The organism is Ensifer sp. B1-9 (assembly GCF_050474445.1).
GTDB lineage: Bacteria > Pseudomonadota > Alphaproteobacteria > Rhizobiales > Rhizobiaceae > Ensifer.
Window position 1 is genome coordinate 311,170 of record NZ_JBCHVG010000005.1, and the last position, 21,262, is coordinate 332,431.

23 protein-coding genes are annotated in these 21,262 nt (G+C 63.2%); 10 read left to right on the plus strand and 13 right to left on the minus strand.

Annotation, left to right across the window (positions count from 1 at the left end):
* Nucleotides 1-49: 49 nt before the first annotated feature.
* From hemW to rph, 4 genes are all read right to left on the minus strand, one after another.
* Nucleotides 50-1,234, minus strand: a complete 1,185-nt coding sequence (hemW, locus tag ACQ5BM_RS11480) for a radical SAM family heme chaperone HemW (RefSeq protein WP_429811167.1) — start codon at nucleotides 1,232-1,234, stop codon at nucleotides 50-52.
* Nucleotides 1,235-1,313: 79 nt separating this feature from the next.
* Nucleotides 1,314-1,958, minus strand: a complete 645-nt coding sequence (gene rdgB / locus ACQ5BM_RS11485; protein WP_429810978.1) for an RdgB/HAM1 family non-canonical purine NTP pyrophosphatase — start codon at nucleotides 1,956-1,958, stop codon at nucleotides 1,314-1,316.
* Nucleotides 1,959-1,975: 17 nt separating this feature from the next.
* Complete coding sequence (locus tag ACQ5BM_RS11490; protein WP_429810979.1) at nucleotides 1,976-2,395, minus strand: VOC family protein; 420 nt, start codon at nucleotides 2,393-2,395, stop codon at nucleotides 1,976-1,978.
* Between the two features lie 14 nt (nucleotides 2,396-2,409).
* Entirely contained in the window at nucleotides 2,410-3,129 is a 720-nt protein-coding gene (gene rph, locus ACQ5BM_RS11495) for a ribonuclease PH (protein WP_113132032.1), read from the minus strand.
* Nucleotides 3,130-3,289: 160 nt separating this feature from the next.
* On the opposite strand from rph, the gene hrcA reads away from it, so the two are divergent.
* Entirely contained in the window at nucleotides 3,290-4,369 is a 1,080-nt protein-coding gene (gene hrcA, locus ACQ5BM_RS11500; protein WP_429810981.1) for a heat-inducible transcriptional repressor HrcA, read from the plus strand.
* Between the two features lie 163 nt (nucleotides 4,370-4,532).
* Nucleotides 4,533-5,150 carry a nucleotide exchange factor GrpE gene (gene grpE, locus ACQ5BM_RS11505; RefSeq protein WP_429810983.1) on the plus strand — a complete coding sequence of 206 codons (618 nt, stop codon included), beginning with the start codon at nucleotides 4,533-4,535 and terminating at the stop codon, nucleotides 5,148-5,150.
* Nucleotides 5,151-5,237: 87 nt separating this feature from the next.
* Here the strand turns inward: grpE and ACQ5BM_RS11510 are convergent, their stop codons facing one another.
* A complete protein-coding gene (locus ACQ5BM_RS11510) occupies nucleotides 5,238-6,473 on the minus strand; it encodes a D-arabinono-1,4-lactone oxidase (protein ID WP_429810985.1) in 1,236 nt (411 codons plus the stop codon).
* A gap of 11 nt (nucleotides 6,474-6,484) precedes the next feature.
* Nucleotides 6,485-7,252 (minus strand): SDR family NAD(P)-dependent oxidoreductase, encoded by a 768-nt coding sequence (locus tag ACQ5BM_RS11515; protein ID WP_429810986.1) that lies wholly within the window; start codon nucleotides 7,250-7,252, stop codon nucleotides 6,485-6,487.
* A 152-nt stretch (nucleotides 7,253-7,404) separates the two neighbouring features.
* Between ACQ5BM_RS11515 and ACQ5BM_RS11520 the strand changes: the two genes are divergently transcribed.
* Nucleotides 7,405-8,217 carry a helix-turn-helix transcriptional regulator gene (locus tag ACQ5BM_RS11520; RefSeq protein ID WP_429810988.1) on the plus strand — a complete coding sequence of 271 codons (813 nt, stop codon included), beginning with the start codon at nucleotides 7,405-7,407 and terminating at the stop codon, nucleotides 8,215-8,217.
* Nucleotides 8,218-8,260: 43 nt separating this feature from the next.
* Here the strand turns inward: ACQ5BM_RS11520 and ptsN are convergent, their stop codons facing one another.
* The 6 genes from ptsN to lptC form a co-directional block, all read right to left on the minus strand.
* Nucleotides 8,261-8,725, minus strand: a complete 465-nt coding sequence (gene ptsN / locus ACQ5BM_RS11525) for a PTS IIA-like nitrogen regulatory protein PtsN (RefSeq protein WP_275022465.1) — start codon at nucleotides 8,723-8,725, stop codon at nucleotides 8,261-8,263.
* Nucleotides 8,726-8,897: 172 nt separating this feature from the next.
* Nucleotides 8,898-9,470, minus strand: a complete 573-nt coding sequence (gene hpf / locus ACQ5BM_RS11530; RefSeq protein WP_429810990.1) for a ribosome hibernation-promoting factor, HPF/YfiA family — start codon at nucleotides 9,468-9,470, stop codon at nucleotides 8,898-8,900.
* A 225-nt stretch (nucleotides 9,471-9,695) separates the two neighbouring features.
* On the minus strand, nucleotides 9,696-11,234 hold the full coding sequence (rpoN, locus tag ACQ5BM_RS11535) for an RNA polymerase factor sigma-54 (RefSeq protein WP_429810992.1): 1,539 nt from the start codon (nucleotides 11,232-11,234) through the stop codon (nucleotides 9,696-9,698).
* 144 nt (nucleotides 11,235-11,378) lie between these two features.
* Nucleotides 11,379-12,197, minus strand: a complete 819-nt coding sequence (gene lptB / locus ACQ5BM_RS11540) for an LPS export ABC transporter ATP-binding protein (RefSeq protein WP_113536639.1) — start codon at nucleotides 12,195-12,197, stop codon at nucleotides 11,379-11,381.
* A gap of 12 nt (nucleotides 12,198-12,209) precedes the next feature.
* Nucleotides 12,210-12,770: an LptA/OstA family protein gene (locus tag ACQ5BM_RS11545; protein ID WP_429810994.1), complete on the minus strand. Its 561-nt coding sequence runs from the start codon at nucleotides 12,768-12,770 to the stop codon at nucleotides 12,210-12,212.
* Between the two features lie 15 nt (nucleotides 12,771-12,785).
* Nucleotides 12,786-13,454 (minus strand): LPS export ABC transporter periplasmic protein LptC, encoded by a 669-nt coding sequence (lptC, locus tag ACQ5BM_RS11550; protein ID WP_429810996.1) that lies wholly within the window; start codon nucleotides 13,452-13,454, stop codon nucleotides 12,786-12,788.
* A 263-nt stretch (nucleotides 13,455-13,717) separates the two neighbouring features.
* Between lptC and sppA the strand changes: the two genes are divergently transcribed.
* The 3 genes from sppA (at nucleotide 13,718) to ACQ5BM_RS11565 (ending at nucleotide 15,551) form a co-directional block, all read left to right on the plus strand.
* Nucleotides 13,718-14,677, plus strand: coding sequence for a signal peptide peptidase SppA (sppA, locus tag ACQ5BM_RS11555; RefSeq protein WP_429810997.1), 960 nt, complete (start codon nucleotides 13,718-13,720; stop codon nucleotides 14,675-14,677).
* 129 nt (nucleotides 14,678-14,806) lie between these two features.
* Nucleotides 14,807-15,109, plus strand: coding sequence for an integration host factor subunit beta (locus ACQ5BM_RS11560; protein WP_025425688.1), 303 nt, complete (start codon nucleotides 14,807-14,809; stop codon nucleotides 15,107-15,109).
* A gap of 97 nt (nucleotides 15,110-15,206) precedes the next feature.
* On the plus strand, nucleotides 15,207-15,551 hold the full coding sequence (locus ACQ5BM_RS11565; RefSeq protein ID WP_429811000.1) for a DUF1049 domain-containing protein: 345 nt from the start codon (nucleotides 15,207-15,209) through the stop codon (nucleotides 15,549-15,551).
* A gap of 34 nt (nucleotides 15,552-15,585) precedes the next feature.
* Here the strand turns inward: ACQ5BM_RS11565 and ACQ5BM_RS11570 are convergent, their stop codons facing one another.
* Nucleotides 15,586-16,047, minus strand: coding sequence for an SRPBCC family protein (locus tag ACQ5BM_RS11570; RefSeq protein WP_429811002.1), 462 nt, complete (start codon nucleotides 16,045-16,047; stop codon nucleotides 15,586-15,588).
* A 307-nt stretch (nucleotides 16,048-16,354) separates the two neighbouring features.
* Between ACQ5BM_RS11570 and ACQ5BM_RS11575 the strand changes: the two genes are divergently transcribed.
* From ACQ5BM_RS11575 to ACQ5BM_RS11590, 4 genes are read left to right on the plus strand one after another with little or no spacing between them, the layout of a single operon-like run.
* Nucleotides 16,355-17,509, plus strand: coding sequence for a class I SAM-dependent methyltransferase (locus tag ACQ5BM_RS11575; RefSeq protein WP_429811004.1), 1,155 nt, complete (start codon nucleotides 16,355-16,357; stop codon nucleotides 17,507-17,509).
* Nucleotides 17,506-18,366: a TrmH family RNA methyltransferase gene (locus ACQ5BM_RS11580; protein ID WP_429811006.1), complete on the plus strand. Its 861-nt coding sequence runs from the start codon at nucleotides 17,506-17,508 to the stop codon at nucleotides 18,364-18,366. The genes ACQ5BM_RS11575 and ACQ5BM_RS11580 overlap by 4 nt, the downstream gene beginning before the upstream one ends.
* Nucleotides 18,363-18,854 (plus strand): signal peptidase II, encoded by a 492-nt coding sequence (gene lspA / locus ACQ5BM_RS11585; protein WP_429811008.1) that lies wholly within the window; start codon nucleotides 18,363-18,365, stop codon nucleotides 18,852-18,854. The genes ACQ5BM_RS11580 and lspA overlap by 4 nt, the downstream gene beginning before the upstream one ends.
* Before the next feature lie 55 nt (nucleotides 18,855-18,909).
* Nucleotides 18,910-21,186: an ATP-binding response regulator gene (locus ACQ5BM_RS11590; protein WP_429811010.1), complete on the plus strand. Its 2,277-nt coding sequence runs from the start codon at nucleotides 18,910-18,912 to the stop codon at nucleotides 21,184-21,186.
* Nucleotides 21,187-21,262: the final 76 nt, after the last annotated feature.

Sequence of the window (21,262 nt, forward strand, 5' to 3'; positions counted from 1 at the left end):
CCAGGCAAAGTGTGACGCGGTTTTCCGTCCGGAACTGCGTCCTATCGGCTCAGGGGCAGGCGAGGTCGGCAACCACCGCATCGAGGATCAGCATGCCGGCCGGTGTGCAGCGCAGGCGCGAGTTGCCGAGCCGCTCGATGAAGCCGTTGTCGATCAGGAACTGTTCGCGCTCCGGGTCCGGATCGCGGCCGGAAAGGCTCTGCCAGCGGGCGAGGTCGACGCCTTCTTTGAGGCGAAGGCCCATCAGCAGCAATTCGTCGGACTGCGCTTCGAGATCGAGCGCTTCGCGCTCGATCATGCCGTGACCGTAGGTCTCGACAAGACGCAGCCATTCCTCCGGCTTGCGTTCGGTTGCGGTCGCGATCTTGCCGGGGCCGACGCTGAGGCGGCCATGGGCGCCGGGGCCGATGCCGGCATAGTCGCCATAGCGCCAGTAGGTGAGGTTGTGGCGGCTTTCCGCGCCCGGTCGGGCGTGGTTTGAGACCTCGTAGGCCGGCATGCCGATCGACGCCGTGATGTCCTGCGTCGCCTCGTAGAGCACGGCCGATTGCTCGCCATCAGGAACGATGAGCTTGCCGGCCCTGTGCAGCCCGTAGAACGGCGTGCCTTCTTCGATCGTGAGTTGGTAGAGCGACAGGTGGTCGACCGCATAGGAGACGGCCTCCTTCAATTCGCGCTCCCACTCCTCGACCGTCTGGTTGGGGCGGGCGTAGATCAGGTCGAAGGACATGCGTGGGAAGATCTCGCGGGCCAGCCGGATCGCCTTCAGCGCATCCTCGACATTGTGCAGCCGCCCCAGGAACTTGAGGTCGCGGTCGTTCAACGCCTGGACGCCGAGCGAGACGCGATTGACGCCGGCAGCGCGATAGCCGTGGAAGCGCGTCGCCTCGACGCTCGAAGGGTTGGCCTCCATGGTGATTTCGATGCCGTTGGGCACATGCCAGTGGCGGGCAATTCCCTGCAGGATCGCGTCGACCGTCGAAGGCTCCATCAACGACGGCGTGCCGCCGCCCATGAAGATACTGGTGACGCTGCGCGGACCGGAAAGCTCACGCGCTTCCTGCATTTCCTTCAGGAAGGCGGAAACGAAACGCGGCTGGTCTACCGGCTGGTGACGCACATGGCTGTTGAAGTCGCAATAGGGGCATTTGGCCGCGCAGAACGGCCAGTGTACATAGACTCCGAAACCGGGGTCCATGCCGTCACCGATCGCCGTTAGCGTGGCCGTCTGCATCGTTGCGTCTCTCATGGTCACTTTCACAGGGAGCGGGAGTGGGCGCAAAGCCGCCCACACTTTTCCTCATTCGCTCCAATCAGGCTCCGAGACAGGTCTCGGCAAAAATCTTGAAGGCGCGGGCGCGGTGCGACAGGGCCTCCGCGTCGCCTGGTTTCCAGCCGTGCTTCTCGTCGGCGCTCATCTCGCCGAAGGTGGTTTCGTAACCCTTCGGCTGGAACACCGGATCGTAGCCAAAGCCCTGGCTGCCGCGCGGCGGCCAGACGACGTGGCCTTCGACCTCGCCGCGGAACAGCTCCACATGGCCATCCGGCCAGGCAAGGCAGAGCACCGAGACGAAGCGGGCGGTGCGCTCGGCCGGCGTGATGGCGCCTTTTTCCTGCAGCGCCTTTTCGACCTTCTCCATCGCCATCGCGAAATCGCGGCTTCCGTCCTCGCGCTCCGCCCAGTTGGCAGTATAGACGCCGGGTGCGCCGCCGAGTGCGTCGATCGCAAGACCGGAATCGTCCGAAAGCGCCGGCAGGCCGGAAGCCTTGGCCGAGGCGAGCGCCTTGATCGTCGCGTTCTCCTCGAAGGTGGTGCCGGTTTCGTCGGGCTCGATGAAGTTGAGGTCCGCAGCCGATTTCGCCTCGAAGCCGAGCGGGCCGATCAGGTCGCGGATTTCGCGGATCTTGCCGGCATTGTGGCTGGCGACGATCAGCGTCTTGTTGTCCAGTTTGCGCATAGTGTCCCGTTTCGTGTTCATTCGATGGACCACAGGCCCGGTTCCGCACATTCGAGGCTGTTGCCGGCCGGGTCGCGGAAATAGAAGGATCGCGCCCCGTTCGGCCAGCGAAGATCGCTTTCGATGGCGACGCCGGATGCTTCGAGTTTCGCCCTCCAGGCGTCGAGTGCCTCTGCGGCGACGCGAAAGCACATGTGACCCCGGCCGGTCGTGCCGTGCGGCGGCACCGGCAGCGCGGCGTCCGGCGCCGGCGGTTTCACCGTCTCGGCCGGATTGAAGATCAGCAGCACGCCCTGGCCACAGCGGAAGAAGACATGGCGGTTCCCCGCCCGGGTGATCCGTGTCAGGCCGAGCACGCCGCCGTAGAAGGCCTCGGCGGCATCGAGATCGGCCGCATAGAGCGCAGTCTCGAGTATGCCTTCCAGTGCCGGGGCCATCTCTTCTCCTGCGGTCAGCCTGCGATCGCCTGCTTCTGGAGCGCGACCAGTTCGGCGATGCCCGACTTCGCGAGACCCATCAGGCTCGCGAACTCCTCTTCGCTGAAGGGTTTGCCTTCGGCCGTGCCCTGGATCTCGACGATGCCGCCGGAGCCGGTCATGACGAAGTTGGCATCGGTCTCGGCGGCGGAATCCTCGAGATAGTCGAGGTCGATCACCGACTGGTTGGCGAAGATGCCGCAGGAGATGGCGGCGACATGGTCCTTCAAGACCTTCTCGACCTTGACCATGTTGCGCGCTTCCATCCACTTCAGGCAGTCGTACAACGCCACCCAGGCGCCGGTGATCGAGGCCGTGCGCGTGCCGCCATCCGCCTGGATGACGTCGCAGTCGATCGAGATCTGGCGTTCGCCGAGCGCCGGCAGGTCGACAACGGCGCGCAGCGACCGGCCGATCAGGCGCTGGATTTCCTGGGTGCGGCCGCTCTGCTTGCCGTTTGCCGCCTCGCGCTTCATGCGCTCGCCGGTGGCGCGCGGCAGCATGCCGTATTCCGCGGTAACCCAACCCTTGCCGCCGTTGCGCAGCCAGGCCGGAACCTTCTCTTCAAGGCTGGCCGTGCAGAGCACGTGCGTGTCACCGAACCGCACCAGACAGGAGCCTTCTGCGTGCTTGGAGAAATTGCGTTCGAAGGAAACCTTGCGCATTTGGTCGGTTTTTCTGCCGGATGGCCGCATCGTCAACTCCTATCGTATCTGGTGAGCCTTCTAGAGCATGGCAGAGCTAAAGGGAACCGGTGGATAGCCCGGGGTGGGGCCGTTTTTTCCCTTTTGCCATCGGGCGGCGGGATCACTATATTCCGGGCACGGCAGGATGTGCCTGCAAGTGTGGAGTGATATGGTACTGCGCAATCCCGGAGCAAAGGAAATCGCCGCCGCGCTGGACGAGCGCTCGGGTGAGATTTTCCGCCGCATCGTGGAAACCTATCTGACGAGCGGCGAGCCGCTCGGCTCGCGCAATCTGTCGCGGCTTCTGCCGATGTCGCTCTCTCCCGCTTCCGTACGTAACGTGATGAGCGATCTCGAAGACCTCGGTCTCATCTATTCGCCCCATGTCAGCGCCGGTCGCCTGCCGACCCAGACGGGTCTGAGGTTCTTCGTCGACGCCTTCATGCAGGTCGGCAATCTCTCGGCGGAGGATCGGGCTTCGATCGATCGCCATGTCCGTCGTGACGACCATCTGCAGCCGGTGGAATCCCTGCTAGCGGAGGCGAGCCAGATGCTTTCGGGCATGTCGCGCGGGGCGGGCCTCGTCATCACCGCCAAGGCCGATCCCATCCTGAAGCATGTCGAATTCATTCGCCTGGCGCCAACCAAGGCGCTTGCCGTTCTCGTCGGCGAGCATGACCAGGTGGAAAACCGCATCATCGAACTGCCGGCCGGGGTCACCAGCTCGCAGCTCACCGAAGCGGCCAACTTCCTCAACGCCCACCTTGCCGGCCAGACGATCGCCGAGGTGCGCACGGAGCTCGAAAAGGTGAAGCAGACGGTGCGCGGCGAACTCGACGCACTGTCGCAGGACCTCGTCGAGCGTGGTCTTGCCATCTGGTCGGGCAGCGAAGGCGACGAGAAACCGGCGCGGCTGATCGTGCGCGGGCGGGCCAACCTGCTGGAAGGGTTGGAGGGAGCCGAGGATATCGATCGGCTTCGCATGCTCTTCGACGACCTTGAAAAGAAGGACAGCCTGATCGAGCTGCTCGATCTTGCCGAGAGCGGCCCGGGTGTCCGGATCTTCATCGGCTCGGAAAACAAGCTCTTTTCGCTCTCCGGTTCGTCGCTGATCGTCGCGCCCTATCGCGATGGCGAGGACCGCATCGTCGGCGCGGTCGGCGTCATCGGCCCGACGCGGCTCAACTATTCCCGCATCGTGCCGATGGTCGACTATACCGCGCAGCTTATGTCGCGGCTCTCCCGCTGAAGGCGCGCTTTTGGTCGCGCGCGTGATTGAACCCTTGATTTTTCGCCCTCAAACCTCGATATCGGCTTCAAATCCAGTCACAGGGCATTTTTGCTGAAACGCAGGCTCGCGCTTGCGGCGTGGAAATGCGAAGGACGATAGAGACGACACTGCGGAGAACGTCATGACCGACGATACGAACAAGCACGGACCCGAGGCCACCGACGAGGTACGCGATGCCGCGCCGGACGCTGCCGAAGCTGCTGAAGCCGCGCCGGTTGCCGAGCCCGACCCGTTGGAGCTCGCCAAGGCGGAAAATGCCGAATTGCGCGACAAGTACCTTCGGCTTGCCGCCGAGATGGACAACCTACGCCGCCGTACCGAACGCGACGTCAAGGATGCGAAGTCCTATTCCGTCGCCGGTTTTGCCCGCGATATGCTCGCGGTTTCGGACAATCTGCGCCGGGCGCTCGATGCCATTCCGGCAGAGGCCAAGGAAGCAGGCGAGGCTGGCCTCACCGCTCTGATCGAGGGCGTGGAAATGACCGAGCGCTCGATGCTTGCGGCGCTCGAACGCCACGGCGTCAAGAAGCTGGAGCCGGAAGGCCAGAAGTTCGACCCGAACTTCCACCAGGCAATGTTCGAGATCCCCAATGCGGATGTGCCGAACAACACGGTGCTGCAGGTCGTTCAGGCCGGCTACACCATCGGTGACCGTGTGCTGCGTCCGGCCATGGTCGGCGTTTCCAAGGGCGGCCCGAAGGTCGTGGCTGCCGAGAACGGCGACGCTCCGACGGTCTGATCCAGCCCGTCAGAATTTGAAAACGCCGCGCGAGTTTCGCGCGGCGTCTTCGTTTGGAGGACAGGACAGCGGCGGCGCCCGCGATCGCTATCCGAAGAGCTGGCGCAGGTGGTCGTTGAGGAAGCGGCCTTCCGGGTCGACCTTGGCCCTCAACGCCCGGAAATCGCCGGCGCGGGGATAGAGCGCCGTGACGTCTTCGGCGCCGAGGAAGTGAAGTTTGCCCCAGTGCGGCCGGGAGCCGTATTGACGCAGGATCGTATCGACGTCCTTCAGGTATTCCCAATAGTCGGTACCGGGCTCGCCGGAAACCGAAAGCGTGATCGAATCCTGCTCGTAGAAGGGGCTGATCCAGCCGGTATCGCCGGCGGTGAAGCGGTACTCGATCGGGTAGATGCAGGTCGGGTGCTTTTCCAGCATCAGCTTGCGCACCGCCTTCACCGCCTCCTTGCCGTGGGCGACGGGCACCGCGTATTCGAGCTCGTGGAAATTCGGGACGTACTCGATCGGGTAGATCTCCGAGGAATAGGCGATCTTCTCGAAGCGGCGCTCCGTCGGTGCTTCCTCGGTGATGTCGATCACCTTCATCTCGCAGACGTCGGATGTTCTGTCCGTCGTCGAGACCGACGCCGTGTCAGGCAGGCAATAGCAATGCCGGCTCTCCGGTACCGGGCACCAGAAAAAGCCGAAATGGCGGTGCTTGGCCGCCAGTTCGTCGTGCTGTTCGATCATCTCGTCGAAGGTGCAGCGCCAGAGTTTTTCATGCAGGTTGTAGCTGTCCATCGCCTGCAGCGTGATCTCGGAGATCACGCCGAGCATGCCGACCGACACCCGCGCCGCTTCGAGCAGATCCGGTGTGGTCTCGTCGACGACGAGAATGCTGCCATCCGGTTGCACCAGGCGCATGCCGACGATTTGCGAAGCCATGTTGCCGAGCCTCGCGCCGGTCCCGTGCGTGCCGGTCGTCAACGCGCCGGCCAGCGCCTGGCTGTCGATGTCCCCCTGATTGATCAGCGACAGGCCGCTGGATTTCAGCACCTTGCCGAGCTGATTGATCGTGGTGCCTGCCTTCACCGCCACCCGCTTGCGTGCGTAATCGATGCCGACGACGCCCTGCATGCTGGAGAGCGTCAGCAGCAGCCCGCTGGTGAGCGCCACCGGCGTGAAGGAATGGCCGGAGCCGGCGCAGCGCACGTTCAGCCCTTGCGCGGTCGCCTCGCGCACCATTTCTGCCAGTGCCGCCTCGCTCTCCGGCGCGCCGCGATGGCGCACGATGCATGATTGGTTTCCGACCCAGTTGCGCCAGTGGCCACCTGCCTGAAGCATTTTCCCCTCCCTCAAACCGCGGTGAAGCAATTGTCGACGAACAGATGCGTGCCGTTGATGAAGCTCGCCTCGTCGCTCGCCAGGAACAGCGCCGCGTTTGCCACCTCTTTCGGGTCGCACATGCGGCCCTGCTGCGCGGCGATGGCGGCCTCGGAAACGTCGACCCCGTATTTGCTGAGGCCGACCAACTCGCGCTTGCCATGATCGGTGGCGATGAAGCCCGGGCAGACGGCGTTGCAGCGGATGCCGCGGTCACGGAACTCGACGGCGATGGCGCGGGCGAACATGTGGCAGGCGCCCTTGGTCGTGTCGTAGAGCACCTCCATCGGCGTTGCCGCCACGGCCGAGATCGACGAGGTGCAGACGATGCTGCCGCCGCCGGCGGAAAGCATGCCGGGTAGAACCGCCTTGGTCATCAGGAACATGCTGCGCACGTTGACCGCCATCAGCCGGTCCCATTCGTCCTCCTCGACCTCGAGGAAGGGGCCGACGGCAAGGATGCCGGCGTGGTTGAAGAGCACGGTGATGGCGCCGAACGCCCCCTCGACCGCCTTGACGGCCGATGTCACCTCCGCGGATACCGAGACATCGGCGGGCGCGAAGATCGCCTCGCCGCCCTTGGCGCGGATCGACGCCGCGACCTCTTCGCCCTTGCTGCGCGGCAGGTCGACGATGCCGACCTTGGCGCCTTCGCGCGCGAAAAGCTCCGATGCCGCCAGGCCGCAACCGCCCGCGCCGCCGCTGATCAGTGCCACCTTGCCTGAAAGCCTGCCTGCCATTGCGCCCTCCTGATCGGCGTCGCTCGCGGCAATCGCCAATGGCGACCCGTTCTACGACGACCTGTTGCTCTCTCCTGACGGGAATTATTGTTGACGAAGCAGGACCTGTCGATATCCCATGCGGGATACGAGGATTGGGGGATGAAACCGGAATGCTGGCAAGGGAGTCCGCCGATATATCGGCGATGATCGGTCTGATCGGCACGCAGGATTTCGGTCAGGCGCTCGACCGGATGCTGCGATCGGTCGCCAGCTTCGATCTCTCCGTCGCCTTTGCCTATCCCTATGATGCGAGGCCGATCGTGTTGCACGACGGCTATACGGCGAAAGTATCGGCGAGCGCGCTTTCCGCCTATCTCGGCGGCGCCTATCTGCTCGATCCCTTCTACGTCGCCTGTTGCGCTGGCCAGCCGGCCGGCCTCTGGCGGATGCGCGAGCTGGCGCCGGACCGGTTCTTCCAGTCCGATTTTTCGTCGTCCGCCGAGGTGCATCCCTGCGTGTCGATGGAATCGGGTGTTCTGGTGGAGGAAGTCGGCTTCGTCATTCCGCTCGACGGTGGCCTGCAGGCGACCTATTCGCTGATGCGCGGCCGCGGCGGCGAGCCTTTCAGCGAGGCCGAACTCGAGCGTCTGCGGGTCTATGAGCCGATCGTGCGCGAGGCGGTTCGTTCGAACTGGCGCCAGCAGGGCCAAGCCTTTGCGCCGCCGCCATCAGAGGAAGGCGACGACGCGATGGAAGCTGCATTCGAGAGCCTTTGTTCAGACCGGCTGACGAAGCAGCAGCGCAACATCGTGCGCCTCATCCTCAGGGGACACAGCAACCTTTCGATCGGCAAGGTCATGAACATTGCCGAGGGAACGGTCCGGATCCATCGCAAGAACATCTATCGCCGGCTCGGAATTTCGAGCCAGGGCGCCTTGTTCCGGATTTTCATAGATCATTTGAACGGCCGTCAGCTGTACTGACGCGGGCACTGCGCGTCCGGCGGACGCGCGCCGTTTGCTGTCTTCAGGCGGCGTGCGAGGTCGCGTCGTCGTCGAGGAGCGTATAGATCGCGCTGGCGGAATCGCTCGAGCGGATCTTGGCGACCATGTCCTGATCGCGCAGGACGCGGGCGATGCGCGACAGGGCCTTGAGGTGATCGGCGCCGGCTCCTTCCGGAGCGAGCAGCAGGAAGACGAGATCGACGGGCTGGTCGTCGAGCGCCTCGAAATCGACAGGTGTTTCCAGTCGCGCGAAGATGCCGATGATCGAGGGAAGATTGTTGAGCTTGCCGTGCGGGATGGCGATGCCGTTGCCGACGCCGGTGGAGCCTAGGCGCTCCCGCTGCAGGATCACGTCGAAGATTTCACGCTCGGGAAGTCCGGTGATCTTAGATGCTTTTGCCGCCAATTCCTGGAGGAGCTGCTTTTTCGAGTTGGCCCTCATGGCCGGGATGATCGCATTTTGATGCAGTAGACCTGCCAATGCCATTCTTTTGTCCTCGTTCGCCGGTTAGAGCCGGACAACATCATCACAAATGCGTCGCAATGGCTCTAACCATCTTTATCGTGGCGGGTTCCATGCACAGAAAAGTCACATTTTCCGGCCTGCCCGCTGATTATGGGAACAGGGAGCGCCAGCGTGCCGGCGCTCCCCTCTCCGCTCATACCTTGATATTGGCAGCGTCAATCCAGCCAATATTTCCATCGTTGCGTCTGTAGACGATATTCAGATCGTCCTTGCCGGGGCTACGGAACATCAGGACGGGTTCGTCCGTCATGTCGAGTGCCATCACGGCACTGGCGACGGACATCGTCCTCAGCTGTTTCGTGCTTTCGGCGACGATCGTCGGCGCATAATCCTCCGGGACTTCGTCGTCCTCGAAGGGCACCGAATCCATCACTGTGTAGGCTACCTCGGCAGCGTTCTGTCCGTTGCCGTTATGGTGGTCCTTCAGCTTCCGCTTGTAGCGACGCAGGCGCTTTTCGATGCGATCCGATGCGGCGTCAAAGGCAGCCTGGGGGTCGTTCGCCTGACCGTTCGCCTGCATAACCACGCCCGTATCGAGATGAAGCTTGCAGTCGGCGCTGAAGCGCGACCCGGATTTTTCCACAGTGACCTGGCTTGAATATCCTCCGTCGAAATATTTGGTAACGGCCTGCTCGATCTGCTCGCCGATGCGGGCACGGAACGAATCGCCGATTTCCATCTGTTTACCGGATACACGCACACTCATGGAGTTTCCTCTCTCGTTCGTGATTTGCGCAGCCAGTCTATTCCAAGCGGTCCCGTCATCCAAGCCTTTCAGACTTGCGGGCGCGCCTCTGTCGCAGCCACCGGTCGTACCGGTTCGCTTCCGGGGCGAGCATGTCCCCGGCAATTGCGGCGGGCTCATATCGCCTGTGTCGGGGAGAGTCAATTGGAGGTCGCAAAAAAGTTAATGCGGCTTAACTTCCGGTGCTCAGAAACCGGAGGCTTTGGCCAGCGCCCGCTTTTCCCGTCGCCGCTGCACGGAGGAGGGGATGCTCATCGCCTCCCGGTATTTGGCAACCGTGCGGCGGGCAATGTCGATGCCGGCCTTCTTGAGGCTGTCGACGATATCGTCGTCGGAAAGCACGGCTTCGGCGCTCTCCTCCTGGATCATCGTGCGGATCCGGTGGCGCACGGATTCCGCCGAATGGCTGTCGCCGCCTTCGGCCGAGCCGATCGAGACGGTGAAGAAATACTTGAGCTCGAAAAGCCCCCGTGGCGTCAGCATGTATTTGTTGGAGGTCACCCGGCTGACGGTCGATTCATGCATCTTGATCGCATCGGCGACCGTCTTGAGGTTCAGCGGTCTCAAATGGCCGATGCCGTTGGCCAGGAACGCGTCCTGCTGGCGAACGATCTCGGTGGCAACCTTCATGATCGTCCGGGCACGCTGGTCGAGGCTGCGGGTCAGCCAGTTCGCGTTCTGCAGACACTCGTTGAGGAAGGCCTGGTCGGCGCTGTTCTTCTGTGTGCCGCGTGAGACCGCAGCGAAATAGTCCTGGTTGACCAGCACCCGCGGCAGGGCGTCCGGATTGAGCTCGACCATCCATGCGCCGTCGGGCGCGGCCCGCACGACGATGTCGGGCACGATCGCCTCGCTGACGCTGGTCTCGAAGCTGGTCCCGGGCTTCGGATCGAGCTTGCGGATTTCCGCCAGCATGTCGATCAGGTCCTCTTCATCGACGCCGCAGATCTTCTTGAGTGTTGCGAAATCGCGCCGCGCCAGCAGTTCGAGATTGGCGAGCAGTGCCGCCATCGCCGGATCGAGGCGGTCGCGGGCGCGCAACTGGATCGCAAGGCATTCGCCGAGCGAGCGCGCGAAGACACCGGGCGGATCGAACTGCTGTAGCGTCAGCAATACCCGCACGACATCGGCATGGGCGGCGCCCAGCCGTTCGGCGACCTCGTCAAGGTCCGCCTGAAGATAGCCGGCCTCGTCGAGTTGGTCGATGAGGTGCTGCGCGATCAGCCGATCCGAGGGGACGGGTAGCGCGAAGGGCAATTGTTCCGTGAGCGTCTCGCGCAGGCTCTTGCGGCCGGCGACGAAGTCGTCGAGGTCGTAATCTTCGCCCTCGCCGCCACCGGGCATCGACTTCCACTGGCCGAGCAGTTCGGGCGCGTCCGCGCGTTGGGGCGCCGTGTCGTCCTGATAGACATTGGCGAAATCGGCGTCGAGTTGTTCGCCGAGCCGTTCGCCGTTCGGCGACGTCGCATTGTCGTAAACGTCTGCCTGTGCGCCGAAATCGTCACCCGGGGTTTCGTCGCCTGCCGTGTTCTCGCCGCGCTCCGGCGTGATCGGCAGATCGTCATTTGCCTGAAATTCGAGCAGCGGGTTCTTTTCGACTTCCTGGGCGATGAATTGATTGAGCTCGAGATGCGTCATCTGCAGCAGCTGGATCGACTGCATGAGCTGTGGCGTCATCACCAGGGACTGGGACTGGCGCAGATGAAGGCTGGCGGACAGTGCCATGCTGACGCGAAACTCCCGAGAAATCTCCTGGGGCCGCAATGCTTCTCCGATAATCGGACGGGCCCTTATCAATTGGCCCAAAAATTGCTTATCGAGAAGGTTTGGTCAAGCGTGGTCGCGGGCGGAATCGCCCGCGAAGCGCCCTCAAAGGCTGAAATTGTCGCCGAGATAGAGCCGGCGCACGTCAGGATTGGTGACAATGTCGTTGGCGCGACCATGGGTCAGCACTTCGCCGGCATGGATGATGTAGGCGCGATCGATGAGGCCGAGCGTCTCGCGGACATTATGGTCGGTGATGAGTACGCCGATGCCGCGCGAAGTGAGGTGACGGACGAGCGCCTGGATGTCGGCGACCGAAATCGGATCGACGCCGGCGAACGGTTCGTCCAGCAGCATGAAGGTCGGATCGGTCGCAAGCGCGCGGGCGATTTCGAGGCGCCGCCGCTCGCCGCCCGAGAGCGCGATCGCCGGGGACTTGCGTAGGTGGGTGATGTTGAACTCGCCCAGCAGATCGTTGAGCTTGCTCTCGCGCCGCTCCAGGTTCTTGTCATGGACCTCGAGCACGGCGCGGATGTTTTCCTCGACCGTCAGTCCGCGAAAGATCGACGCTTCCTGCGGCAGGTAGCCGACGCCAAGACGCGCGCGCCGGTACATCGGCATGGTCGTGACGTCGTTGCCGTTGATCTCGATCGAGCCTTCGTCGACCGGCACGAGGCCGGTGATCATGTAGAAGCAGGTGGTCTTGCCGGCGCCGTTCGGTCCAAGCAGGCCCACGGCCTCGCCGCGACGCACCACCAGTGAAACGCCGTTGACGACCCGGCGTTCGCGATAGGCTTTCGTCAGGCCGCGCGCGATCAGCGTGCCGTCGTAACGCGCCTTGTCGACCGCGTGTCCGGAAACGGCCGCGACTGTCGCCGACGGCTTGCGGACCCGTTTGCGCTTGTGAAGGAAGGGAAAGTGCACGAGCGGTCTACGTCACTTTTGCTTGCGGGACTTCGGGTCGAGCTGGATCTGCACGCGGCCGCCACAGGCTTCGAGTTGAGCCTCTCCGGTTTCCATCTGGACATTGAGCTGGCAGCCGACGAAGACGTTCTTGCCTTCCGACAGCACGACCTTGTCGCCCTTGAGCACGAAGATCTGCTTCGTCATGTCGAAGGAACCGGTGTCTGCCGTCGCCTGCTGCGTGCCCGAGCTCAGGAAGACCTTTTCGCTGACCTCGATGCGGTCGATGTCGGCGTCGCCGCTCGAAACCGAGCCGCCGCCGGACTTGTAGAAGACCACCATGTTGCCGGCCTGAAGCGTCGTCGTGCCCTGCACGACCTTGACGTTGCCGGTAAAGATAGCCTTGCTCTCCGGATCCTTGATCTCGAGCTTATCGCTCTCGATCTGGATCGGCTTGTCGTTGGAGAGTTCAAGGCCCTTCATCTTGCTGGATGTGGCCTGCGCCGAAGCGCCGGAGGCAATGATCAAGGCGCCGACGCCGGCAATCGCCAGACTGGCGGAAATCCTGAAAAAAGAGGCGGTTGTGGCCGACATGGAGTGCACCGGATCCTATTTCGCGTTCTTGCGGATGGCGGTGGGCTCAACGTTCACCCTCACCATGCCCTCAAATATTACAATACGTCCCTTATCCGTCATTCGCAGCGTCTGCGCAATGATCGAACCGCCCTTCATGCTGATCGCAACGGGCCGCTTCGTTTCCATTTCGCCGGCATTGATGTTCAGATAGGCCGACTGGAAGTCGGCGTTCATGCCATTATTGACGGAAATGGTGAACGGGGCGTTCATGTCGAGCGTATTGGCGCCACGGTCATAGATGCCGTTGGTGGCGTCCACCGTCGCGACCAACGAATCCTTCATCGGCATTTCCGCATGGATCGTCTGAAGGGTGATGATATCCGGGTTGGCGATATCCTGGAGCGCCCGCTGGGCCTTCATCGAATAGCTGATGCCCTGCTTGTTTCGGCCGGAGATGGCCGGATTCTGCATGACGATCTTTCCATCCTCGATGGTCGCCGTTTCGAGTTGCAGATCAACGGGAATGAAGGCCCTGACGAAGGAAACGGCGGCAAAGATCACGGCAATGATGCCGGCGGCCACGGGCAGGATGACCTTCAGCCGCCGAACGCGCACGGAGTGCCTCGCAGCGAGCGCATAGGCGTCGGCGGAGCTCTCGCCCGTATCGGCAAAAATGCCCGGGGCTGGCGCGTGGTTCAACATGAAAGGGCCTGTCGGTTCTACTGCTTTTTTATCGCTGACCCGCGAAGGGTCATATACATACACTGGTGTAAGTCGTCGCAAATATGGATATTTTTTGCTGCTGCACAATGGCGCTGCAAAAAAACTCGGGTGAAGCACGAAAACGCCAGCCGCGGCTTTCAACCGTGGCCAAGCGCGTTTATGGAATATGCCTCTGCGCGCGCAGATAGCACGTTCCCGCGGAAACTGACAGAAGCTGCGCCAACAATTCGGGAGAAACCCACATGGACGAACTCGCCATCGCCGATCGCCGCAGCCTGCGTCGGAAACTGAGCTTCTGGCGCTGGATGGTGGCAGGCCTGCTTCTCTTGGCGGCGCTCGCCATCTTCGTCTGGTCCGGCGCTGCGGACGACGTCAGCCGCACCCGTGCGCACGTGGCGCGTGTCAGCATCAGCGGCCTGATCCAGGACGACCGGGAGCTCCTCGAGCGGCTCCAGAGGATTGCCGACAACGACAGCGTCAAGGCGCTGGTCGTGACCATTTCGTCCCCGGGCGGCACCACCTACGGCGGCGAGGTTCTTTATAAGGCGATCCGCAAGGTTGCCGCCAAGAAGCCCGTCGTTTCCGACGTCCGCACGCTGGCCGCTTCGGCGGGTTACATGATCGCGCTCGCGGGCGACACGATCATCGCCGGCGAAAGCTCGATCACCGGCTCCATCGGCGTCATCTTCCAGTATCCGCAGATCAAGGACCTGATGGACAAGCTCGGCGTATCGCTGGAATCGATCAAGTCGCGGCCGCTGAAGGCGGAGCCGTCACCCTTCCATCCGGCAAGCGACGAGGCCAAGTCGATGATCCAGGGAATGATCGACGACAGCTATGCCTGGTTCGTCGACCTGGTCGCCGATCGCCGCAAGCTGCCGCGTCCCGAGGCCCTGCTGCTTGCCGACGGCCGCATTTTCACCGGGCGCCAGGCACTGAAGGCGAAGCTCGTCGACACGCTCGGCGGCGAGGACGAAATCCGCGCCTTCCTCACGGAGAAAAAGGTATCGAAGGACCTGCCGATCGTCGATTGGGAAGCACCGCGCAAGACCCTACCTTTTGGCCTCGGCGCGGTGGCTGCGAATTGGATCAAGATGTTGGGATATGACGCTTTTCCGGCAATGAGCGGGCTTGAAAAAATTGCGGGCGACAAGTTGTTTCTTGACGGTCTTGTTTCGGTTTGGCAGGTTGATGGCCAATGAGGAAGGCGACATATGCCCAGCCTGAGCCGTCAGGAGATGCTGGCGTTTTCGTAAGCGTCGGCCATATCCTAGCGGCAATCACAATGCAGACCGAAAAAGCAAAACAAACAAGAATTTGAGGGGGCGACAGTGATCAAGTCAGAACTGGTGCAGATTGTTGCAGCTCGCAATCCGCATCTCTATCACCGCGACGTCGAAAACATCGTCAATGCGGTTCTCGATGAGATCACAGACGCGCTCGCGGCAGGCAATCGGGTGGAGCTGCGCGGGTTCGGTGCTTTCTCCGTCAAAAACCGTCCGTCGCGCTCCGGGCGCAATCCGCGCACCGGCGATTCCGTTTTCGTCGAGGAAAAGTGGGTGCCGTTCTTCAAGACCGGCAAGGAATTGCGCGAGCGCCTTAATCCCGGCATGAATGGCGACGACGAAGACTGATCGTCTTTCTCGGTCTCAGCGGTCCGGCGCAATTGACGCCCGTTGTCCCATGTGGCCACCGGAAACCGTGCGGCTGCCCGCAAGCTGGAGCGATTGAATGTTCAAGAAACTGGTCAATATCGTTGTTCTCATTCCGGTTGGCGTGATCCTGATCGTTCTCAGTGTCGCCAACCGCCAGAGCGTGACGCTGGCGCTCAATCCTTTCCGCCCGGAAGACAGCGTGCTTTCGATCAGCGCGCCCTTCTTCGTCTTCCTTTTTCTCGCCGTCATCGTCGGCGTGATCCTCGGTGCGGCAGCGACCTGGTTCAGTCAGGGCAAGTATCGCCGCCGCGCGCGCACCGAGGCGAACGAGGCGGTGAAATGGCACCGCGAAGCCGAGAAGCATCGCAGCCAGGCCGAAAAGCTCGCCACCCAGGCAACTTTGGCCGCCCCTCAGAATTGACCGTTGGTGTTGATACTGCGGAAATGGCGAGCGTTCAGCTCGCCGCTTCTGCCTGCTCGCCGCTAACAGCCGCGCCGAAGTCGGTGAAGAACTGCTGCGCGAGCTTCTTTGCGGTCGAATCGATGAGGCGCGAGCCGAGCTGGGCGAGCTTGCCGCCGACCTCTGCCTTGACGTCGTAACGCAGCACCGTCTCCGCGCCATCCTCCGTCAAGGTGACATCGGCGCCGCCCTTGGCGAAACCGGCGATGCCGCCCTTTCCTTCGCCCGAGATCGTATAGCCTTCCGGCGGGTTGAGATTGGAGAGCACGACGTTGCCGGTGAACGAAGCCGAGACGGGGCCGATCTTGATCTTCACAACCGCTGCAAGTTCGGTCGGCGAAGTCAACTCCAGCGACTGACAGCCGGGGATGCACCGTTTCAGGATTTCCGGATCGTTGAGGCCGCGCCACACTGCGTCGCGCCCCGCAGAAATCCGCTCTTCGCCGGTCATGTCCATGCGCTTTCCTTCCGTTGCACGCCGCGCGTCGGCATCGACGCGCCAAAATCGCTGTAACACATTAGGCCTGCTGCCAGAATTTTGTCCCCAAGCCGGTTCCGGCCCAAGGATATTCGCGGCGGGTTCTCCCACGCTGATCTTCGCAAAACGGAAACGACTTTGCCAAGTGCATCAGCGATGCTATTTGCACGTTCAATGGATACCGTGGCTTGAAGCTGCGGCGACAAACCTCATGACGTCCGCCCGCTTGCGCTCGATGTTGCGGAGGGCAGGCGACACATGCTCTAACAAGCCCAGGGATTTCAACGTGAAGGAAAAGGACCGGCGGTCGAAGAATGCCTCCGTGACGACGGCCAAGGGCCGCGGCGCCGAGGCGCGTGGCGGCGGCCGTCATGACCAGAAGCGTCCGGTTCCGCCGAAGGGCGGTGGCTTCAAGGAACGGCCGCCGCGGCCAGCGACAGCGCAGGGCACGGAGACGCGCGACAAGCCTGTCAGGCAGGCTCCTGCGCAGGAAGCACCGGCGCGGGTGATCGCCCGGCGAACCGGCGAAAAGCCGGCCGAACGCGTGCCGCTCATCCTGGAGACAACAGGCGCTTCGGGTTACCATCTGATCGACAGCGGGGCCGGCGAGAAGCTCGAGCAATACGGCCCCTATCGCATCGTGCGCCCGGAGGCGCAGGCGCTATGGCCGCGAAGCCTGCCGGACGGCGTCTGGCAAAAGGCCGACGCGATCTTCACCGGCGACACCGATGAGGACGGCATGGGCCGCTGGCGCTTTCCCGGCGCCGTGCTCGGCGAAACCTGGCCGATGCAGCTTCTCGGAACCGATTTCCACGGCCGCTTCACCTCGTTCCGCCATGTCGGCGTCTTTCCGGAACAATTGGCGCACTGGAGCTGGGTCAAGGACCAGGTGGAAGCTGCGGGACGGCCGCTCAAGGTTCTGAACCTCTTCGGCTACACCGGGGTCGCCTCGCTGATCGCCGCCAAGGCCGGCGCCGAGGTCACCCATGTCGACGCTTCGAAGAAGGCGATCGGCTGGGCGCGCGAGAACCAGCAACTGGCGCGCGCCGAAAAGCTGCCGATCCGCTGGATCTGCGACGACGCGATGAAGTTCATCCAGCGGGAAGAGCGCCGCGGCAGCCGCTATGACATCATCCTGACCGATCCGCCGAAATTCGGCCGCGGTCCGAACGGCGAAGTCTGGCAACTCTTCGATCACCTGGCCGCGATGCTCGATATCTGCCGCGAGATCCTCTCGCCGGAAGCGCATGGCCTGGTGCTGACCGCCTATTCGATCCGGGCGAGCTTCTACTCGATCCATGAACTGATGCGCGAGACGATGCGCGGCCGCGGCGGCCGGGTGGAATCGGGCGAGCTCATCATCCGCGAGGGCGGGCTTGACGGCCGCGAGCCGGGCAGGGCGCTTTCGACCTCTCTCTTCAGCCGCTGGGTACCGCAATGACGAACGACAGAAGCGAACACGGCGCCGGTCGTGTCGGTCAGGTGAAGGAGGTCACGAGCCTCACCAACCCGATCATCAAGGACATCCGCGCGCTGGCACAGAAGAAACACCGCGACGAGACGCGGTCTTTCATGGCCGAGGGCCTGAAGCTGGTGATCGACGCGCTCGATCTCGGCTGGAAGATCAAGACGCTGATCTATGGCAAGGCTGCCAAGGGCAAGCCGCATGTCGAACAGGTGGCGGCTAAGACCTTCGCCAAGGGCGGCCTGGTGCTCGAAGTCAGCGAGAAGGTGCTGTCGGCGATCACCCGGCGCGACAATCCGCAGATGGTCGTCGGCATCTTCGAGCAGCGCTACCAGTCGCTGAAGGATCTGAAGCCGCAGCTGGGCGAAACCTATGTGGCACTGGACCGGGTCCGCGACCCCGGCAACCTCGGCACGATCATCCGTACGGCCGATGCCGCCGGCGCCTCCGGCATCATCCTCGTCGGCGAGACCACCGATCCGTTTTCGCTCGAAACCGTACGCGCCACCATGGGCTCGGTCTTCGCGATGCCGGTGGCACGCGCGAGCGCCGAAGATTTCATCCGCTGGCAGAAATCCGCCGGTGCGAAGGTGGTTGCAACCCATCTTGCCGGCGCCGTCGACTACCGCACCATCGATTACAAGTCGAAGCCCGTGGTGATCCTGATGGGCAACGAGCAGGCGGGCCTGCCGGAAGAACTTGCCCGTGAGGCCGGTGCGCTCGCACGCATCCCGCAGGCCGGGCGCGCCGATTCGCTGAACCTTGCGATCGCCACCGGCATCATGCTGTTCGAGGCACGCCGTCATCTGCTGACATTGGACGTGCGCGCATGAGCGAGAAGCAGGTGCTGTTTTCCCGGCCGCTGCCGATCGCGGTCTTCATCCTTCTCGCACTCATCACCGACCAGGTGATCAAGTACCTAGTCGAGCTCTACCTGCCCTTCAACCAGGCGGTCCATGTCGTGCCGATGCTGGCGCTCTACCGCACCTATAATTACGGCGTCGCCTTCTCGATGCTGTCGGGCATGGAGGGCTGGTTCATCGTCGGCATGCGGCTCACCGTCGTCGCCTTCGTGCTCTGGCTTTGGAAGCGCACGCCGAAGGACCGGTTCTTCGCGCATTTGGGCTATGCGCTGATCATCGCCGGTGCGCTCGGAAACCTCGTCGACCGCCTGATCTTCGGCTACGTGATCGACTACATCCTTTTCTATACGGAGACCTGGTCCTTCGCCGTCTTCAACCTGGCCGATACTTTCATCACCATCGGCGCAGGCGCGATCATCCTTGACGAGCTGTTGCACGCGAAAAGGGCCGATCGTTAAGATTTTATCGGTGCATTGAAGCCATTCGGAACGCTTGTCGTGTTAGCCGGATCGCATGAGCGAACCGTCACGATTGCTGGAGCGGATCGAATCCGGCTTCCGGAGAGGGGGCCGGACAGGAGAAGCGCCGCCGGTTGCTCCGCTCCCTGTCGAGGTGCCGCCTCCGGTCCCCGGGCAGGAAGCACCCGTCGACGGCAAGCGCCATGCGGTCAGTCAGGCCTCGCTGGCCTTGCTCGGCCTGATCGCTTCCGGGCTCATTCTCGTCATCGGCATGAGTGCCGGCTTCTACCTGTTCTCCGCGGCGATCGCGGCGGCAGGCTCGGTCGGCGTGCTCCTGCTCGTCGTCGAAGCCATACGGTCTTTCGATGGCAGGCAGGCACGCGACGAAGCGGACAGGGATGGCGATTGGCACCGCTCCGAAACGTCCGCGTTGCTCTCGACCATTCATGATGCGCTCGGTGACCTCGCGATCATGCGCGGCATGGACGGAAAGATCGTTCATGCCAACGCGGTCTTCCATCAGGTCTGCGGCCGCTCCGATGTCCGCGGCCTCGATTGTGCGACGCTTGGCCTGAGCTTCGAGCCGAAGGTCGCGCCCAATCACTACCTGGTGCGGATTGCGGTATCAGATGGCGTGCGTCTTTACGACTGGCATGACGTGATCGCCCGCGATCCGGCCAGCGGCAAGCTCATGCGCCACAGCATCGCCCGCGACGTCACTGAGGAGGCGAAGGCCGCGCGCGAACGCGAAGCGGCACGCCGGCGGGCGGAGGAGGCGAGCAAGGCGAAGTCGCGGCTGCTTGCCACCGTCAGCCACGAGATCCGCACGCCGCTTTCCGGCATCCTCGGCATGAGCCATCTTCTCGGCCAGACCCGACTGTCGAGCGAGCAGAAGAACTACCTCGCCGGCATGCAGCAATCCGGCCATGCGCTGGTCCAGCTCGTCGAGGATCTGATCGATTTCTCGTCGCTCTCGGCCGGCCGCTTCCAGTTTCGCCCGACCCGACAGGATCCGCGCGCCGTCGTCGAGAGCGTGGTGGAGATGCTCTCCAACCGGGCGCATGAAAAAGGCATCGAGATCGGCGCGACGGTCGCCGTCGACGTGCCCGCCGAAATGGCGTTCGACGCGGCGCGTCTGCGTCAGGTGCTTTTCAACGTCATCGGCAACGCGGTCAAATTCACCGAAGTCGGCGGCGTCTTTGTCAGCGCCGATACGGTCGACGAATGCGTTCGGATCCGCATCGACGACACCGGCCCGGGCATGTCGCCGGAAGATCTGAAACGCATCTTCGAGGAGTTCGAGCAGGCCGGCAACGACGAGCAGCGGGCGAAGGGGACCGGGCTTGGCCTCGCCATCTCCCGACGGATCATGCAGGCCTGCGGCGGCAGCCTCACGGCGGCAAGCGCGCCCGGGCGCGGCAGTCGCTTTGAAATTCGCCTGCCATTTGCCGAGATCGAACCGGTGGCACCGGAGCGCCAGACGTGCCTTGCGGGCTCCCATGTCCTCGTCATGGCGCCGGATGGTCCAGCCTCGGCGGCGCTCGCCGCGACGATCGCCACACTCGGCGGTCGGTGCCACCGTGCCACCACGCTTGCAGCGGCCCAGCATGTCCTTGCGGACGTGCTCGCCGGCGGTGCGCCCTTGACCGACGTGATCGTCGACCACCGCCACGCCCAGCAATACAAGCAGTTGCTTTCGCTGCAGCCGGCGATCGCGCGGTTGGAAGTGCGGCGCACCTATCTGATCAACCCGGAGGAACGCAACAGCCATCCCGTCAACCAGATGGACGGCTACGAGGCCTGGCTGATCCGGCCGCTGCGCGAAAAATCCCTGGTCGAGGTGCTGCTCGGTCGCCTGAAGGGCATAGAGAAGCGCGACGCGATCAACGACAACCGGCCCGTCCTGCGGGAGGAGCCGGCGACCGCTCCCGTCCGCAACAGGGCGAATGGGATCCTTCTGGCCGAAGACGATCCGGTCAACGCGCTGATCGTTCGCACCGTGCTCCAGCGCTCGGGGCATTCGGTCCGCGTCGTCAGCGACTTCGGCGCCGTTGCCGAGGCCCTGCATGCGCCCGGCGAGCGTCCGCTTCCGGAATTGCTGGTGACCGATCTCAACATGCCGGGTGGCGACGGGCTTTCGCTGCTGCAGCACCTGCGCGCCGACGAGACCGCGCGTTCGGCGCAACGCTTGCCCGTCATCATCCTGACGTCCGATGTGCGCGCCGATATGCGCGACAAGCTGATGGGCGCCGGTGCGGACGCGGTGTTGTCGAAGCCCGCCGATCCGCAACTGCTGACTTCGGAGATCGACCGCCTGCTGCGTAAACGGTAACTTCGGCAGTGGTAACGGTATCCATCGGGGAGCGGGGGTTGTGCGCCGCCTTCATGTCACTATGTTGTTGCAGAAA

Coding starts and splice junctions, on each gene's coding strand:
- hemW (WP_429811167.1), bottom strand. CDS start 1,234: ATGCAGACGGCCACGCTAACGGCGATCGGTGACGGCATGGACCCCGGT.
- rdgB (WP_429810978.1), bottom strand. CDS start 1,958: ATGCGCAAACTGGACAACAAGACGCTGATCGTCGCCAGCCACAATGCC.
- ACQ5BM_RS11490 (WP_429810979.1), bottom strand. CDS start 2,395: ATGGCCCCGGCACTGGAAGGCATACTCGAGACTGCGCTCTATGCGGCC.
- rph (WP_113132032.1), bottom strand. CDS start 3,129: ATGCGGCCATCCGGCAGAAAAACCGACCAAATGCGCAAGGTTTCCTTC.
- hrcA (WP_429810981.1), top strand. CDS start 3,290: ATGGTACTGCGCAATCCCGGAGCAAAGGAAATCGCCGCCGCGCTGGAC.
- grpE (WP_429810983.1), top strand. CDS start 4,533: ATGACCGACGATACGAACAAGCACGGACCCGAGGCCACCGACGAGGTA.
- ACQ5BM_RS11510 (WP_429810985.1), bottom strand. CDS start 6,473: ATGCTTCAGGCAGGTGGCCACTGGCGCAACTGGGTCGGAAACCAATCA.
- ACQ5BM_RS11515 (WP_429810986.1), bottom strand. CDS start 7,252: ATGGCAGGCAGGCTTTCAGGCAAGGTGGCACTGATCAGCGGCGGCGCG.
- ACQ5BM_RS11520 (WP_429810988.1), top strand. CDS start 7,405: ATGCTGGCAAGGGAGTCCGCCGATATATCGGCGATGATCGGTCTGATC.
- ptsN (WP_275022465.1), bottom strand. CDS start 8,725: ATGGCATTGGCAGGTCTACTGCATCAAAATGCGATCATCCCGGCCATG.
- hpf (WP_429810990.1), bottom strand. CDS start 9,470: ATGAGTGTGCGTGTATCCGGTAAACAGATGGAAATCGGCGATTCGTTC.
- rpoN (WP_429810992.1), bottom strand. CDS start 11,234: ATGGCACTGTCCGCCAGCCTTCATCTGCGCCAGTCCCAGTCCCTGGTG.
- ACQ5BM_RS11545 (WP_429810994.1), bottom strand. CDS start 12,770: ATGTCGGCCACAACCGCCTCTTTTTTCAGGATTTCCGCCAGTCTGGCG.
- lptC (WP_429810996.1), bottom strand. CDS start 13,454: ATGTTGAACCACGCGCCAGCCCCGGGCATTTTTGCCGATACGGGCGAG.
- sppA (WP_429810997.1), top strand. CDS start 13,718: ATGGACGAACTCGCCATCGCCGATCGCCGCAGCCTGCGTCGGAAACTG.
- ACQ5BM_RS11565 (WP_429811000.1), top strand. CDS start 15,207: ATGTTCAAGAAACTGGTCAATATCGTTGTTCTCATTCCGGTTGGCGTG.
- ACQ5BM_RS11570 (WP_429811002.1), bottom strand. CDS start 16,047: ATGGACATGACCGGCGAAGAGCGGATTTCTGCGGGGCGCGACGCAGTG.
- ACQ5BM_RS11580 (WP_429811006.1), top strand. CDS start 17,506: ATGACGAACGACAGAAGCGAACACGGCGCCGGTCGTGTCGGTCAGGTG.
- lspA (WP_429811008.1), top strand. CDS start 18,363: ATGAGCGAGAAGCAGGTGCTGTTTTCCCGGCCGCTGCCGATCGCGGTC.
- ACQ5BM_RS11590 (WP_429811010.1), top strand. CDS start 18,910: ATGAGCGAACCGTCACGATTGCTGGAGCGGATCGAATCCGGCTTCCGG.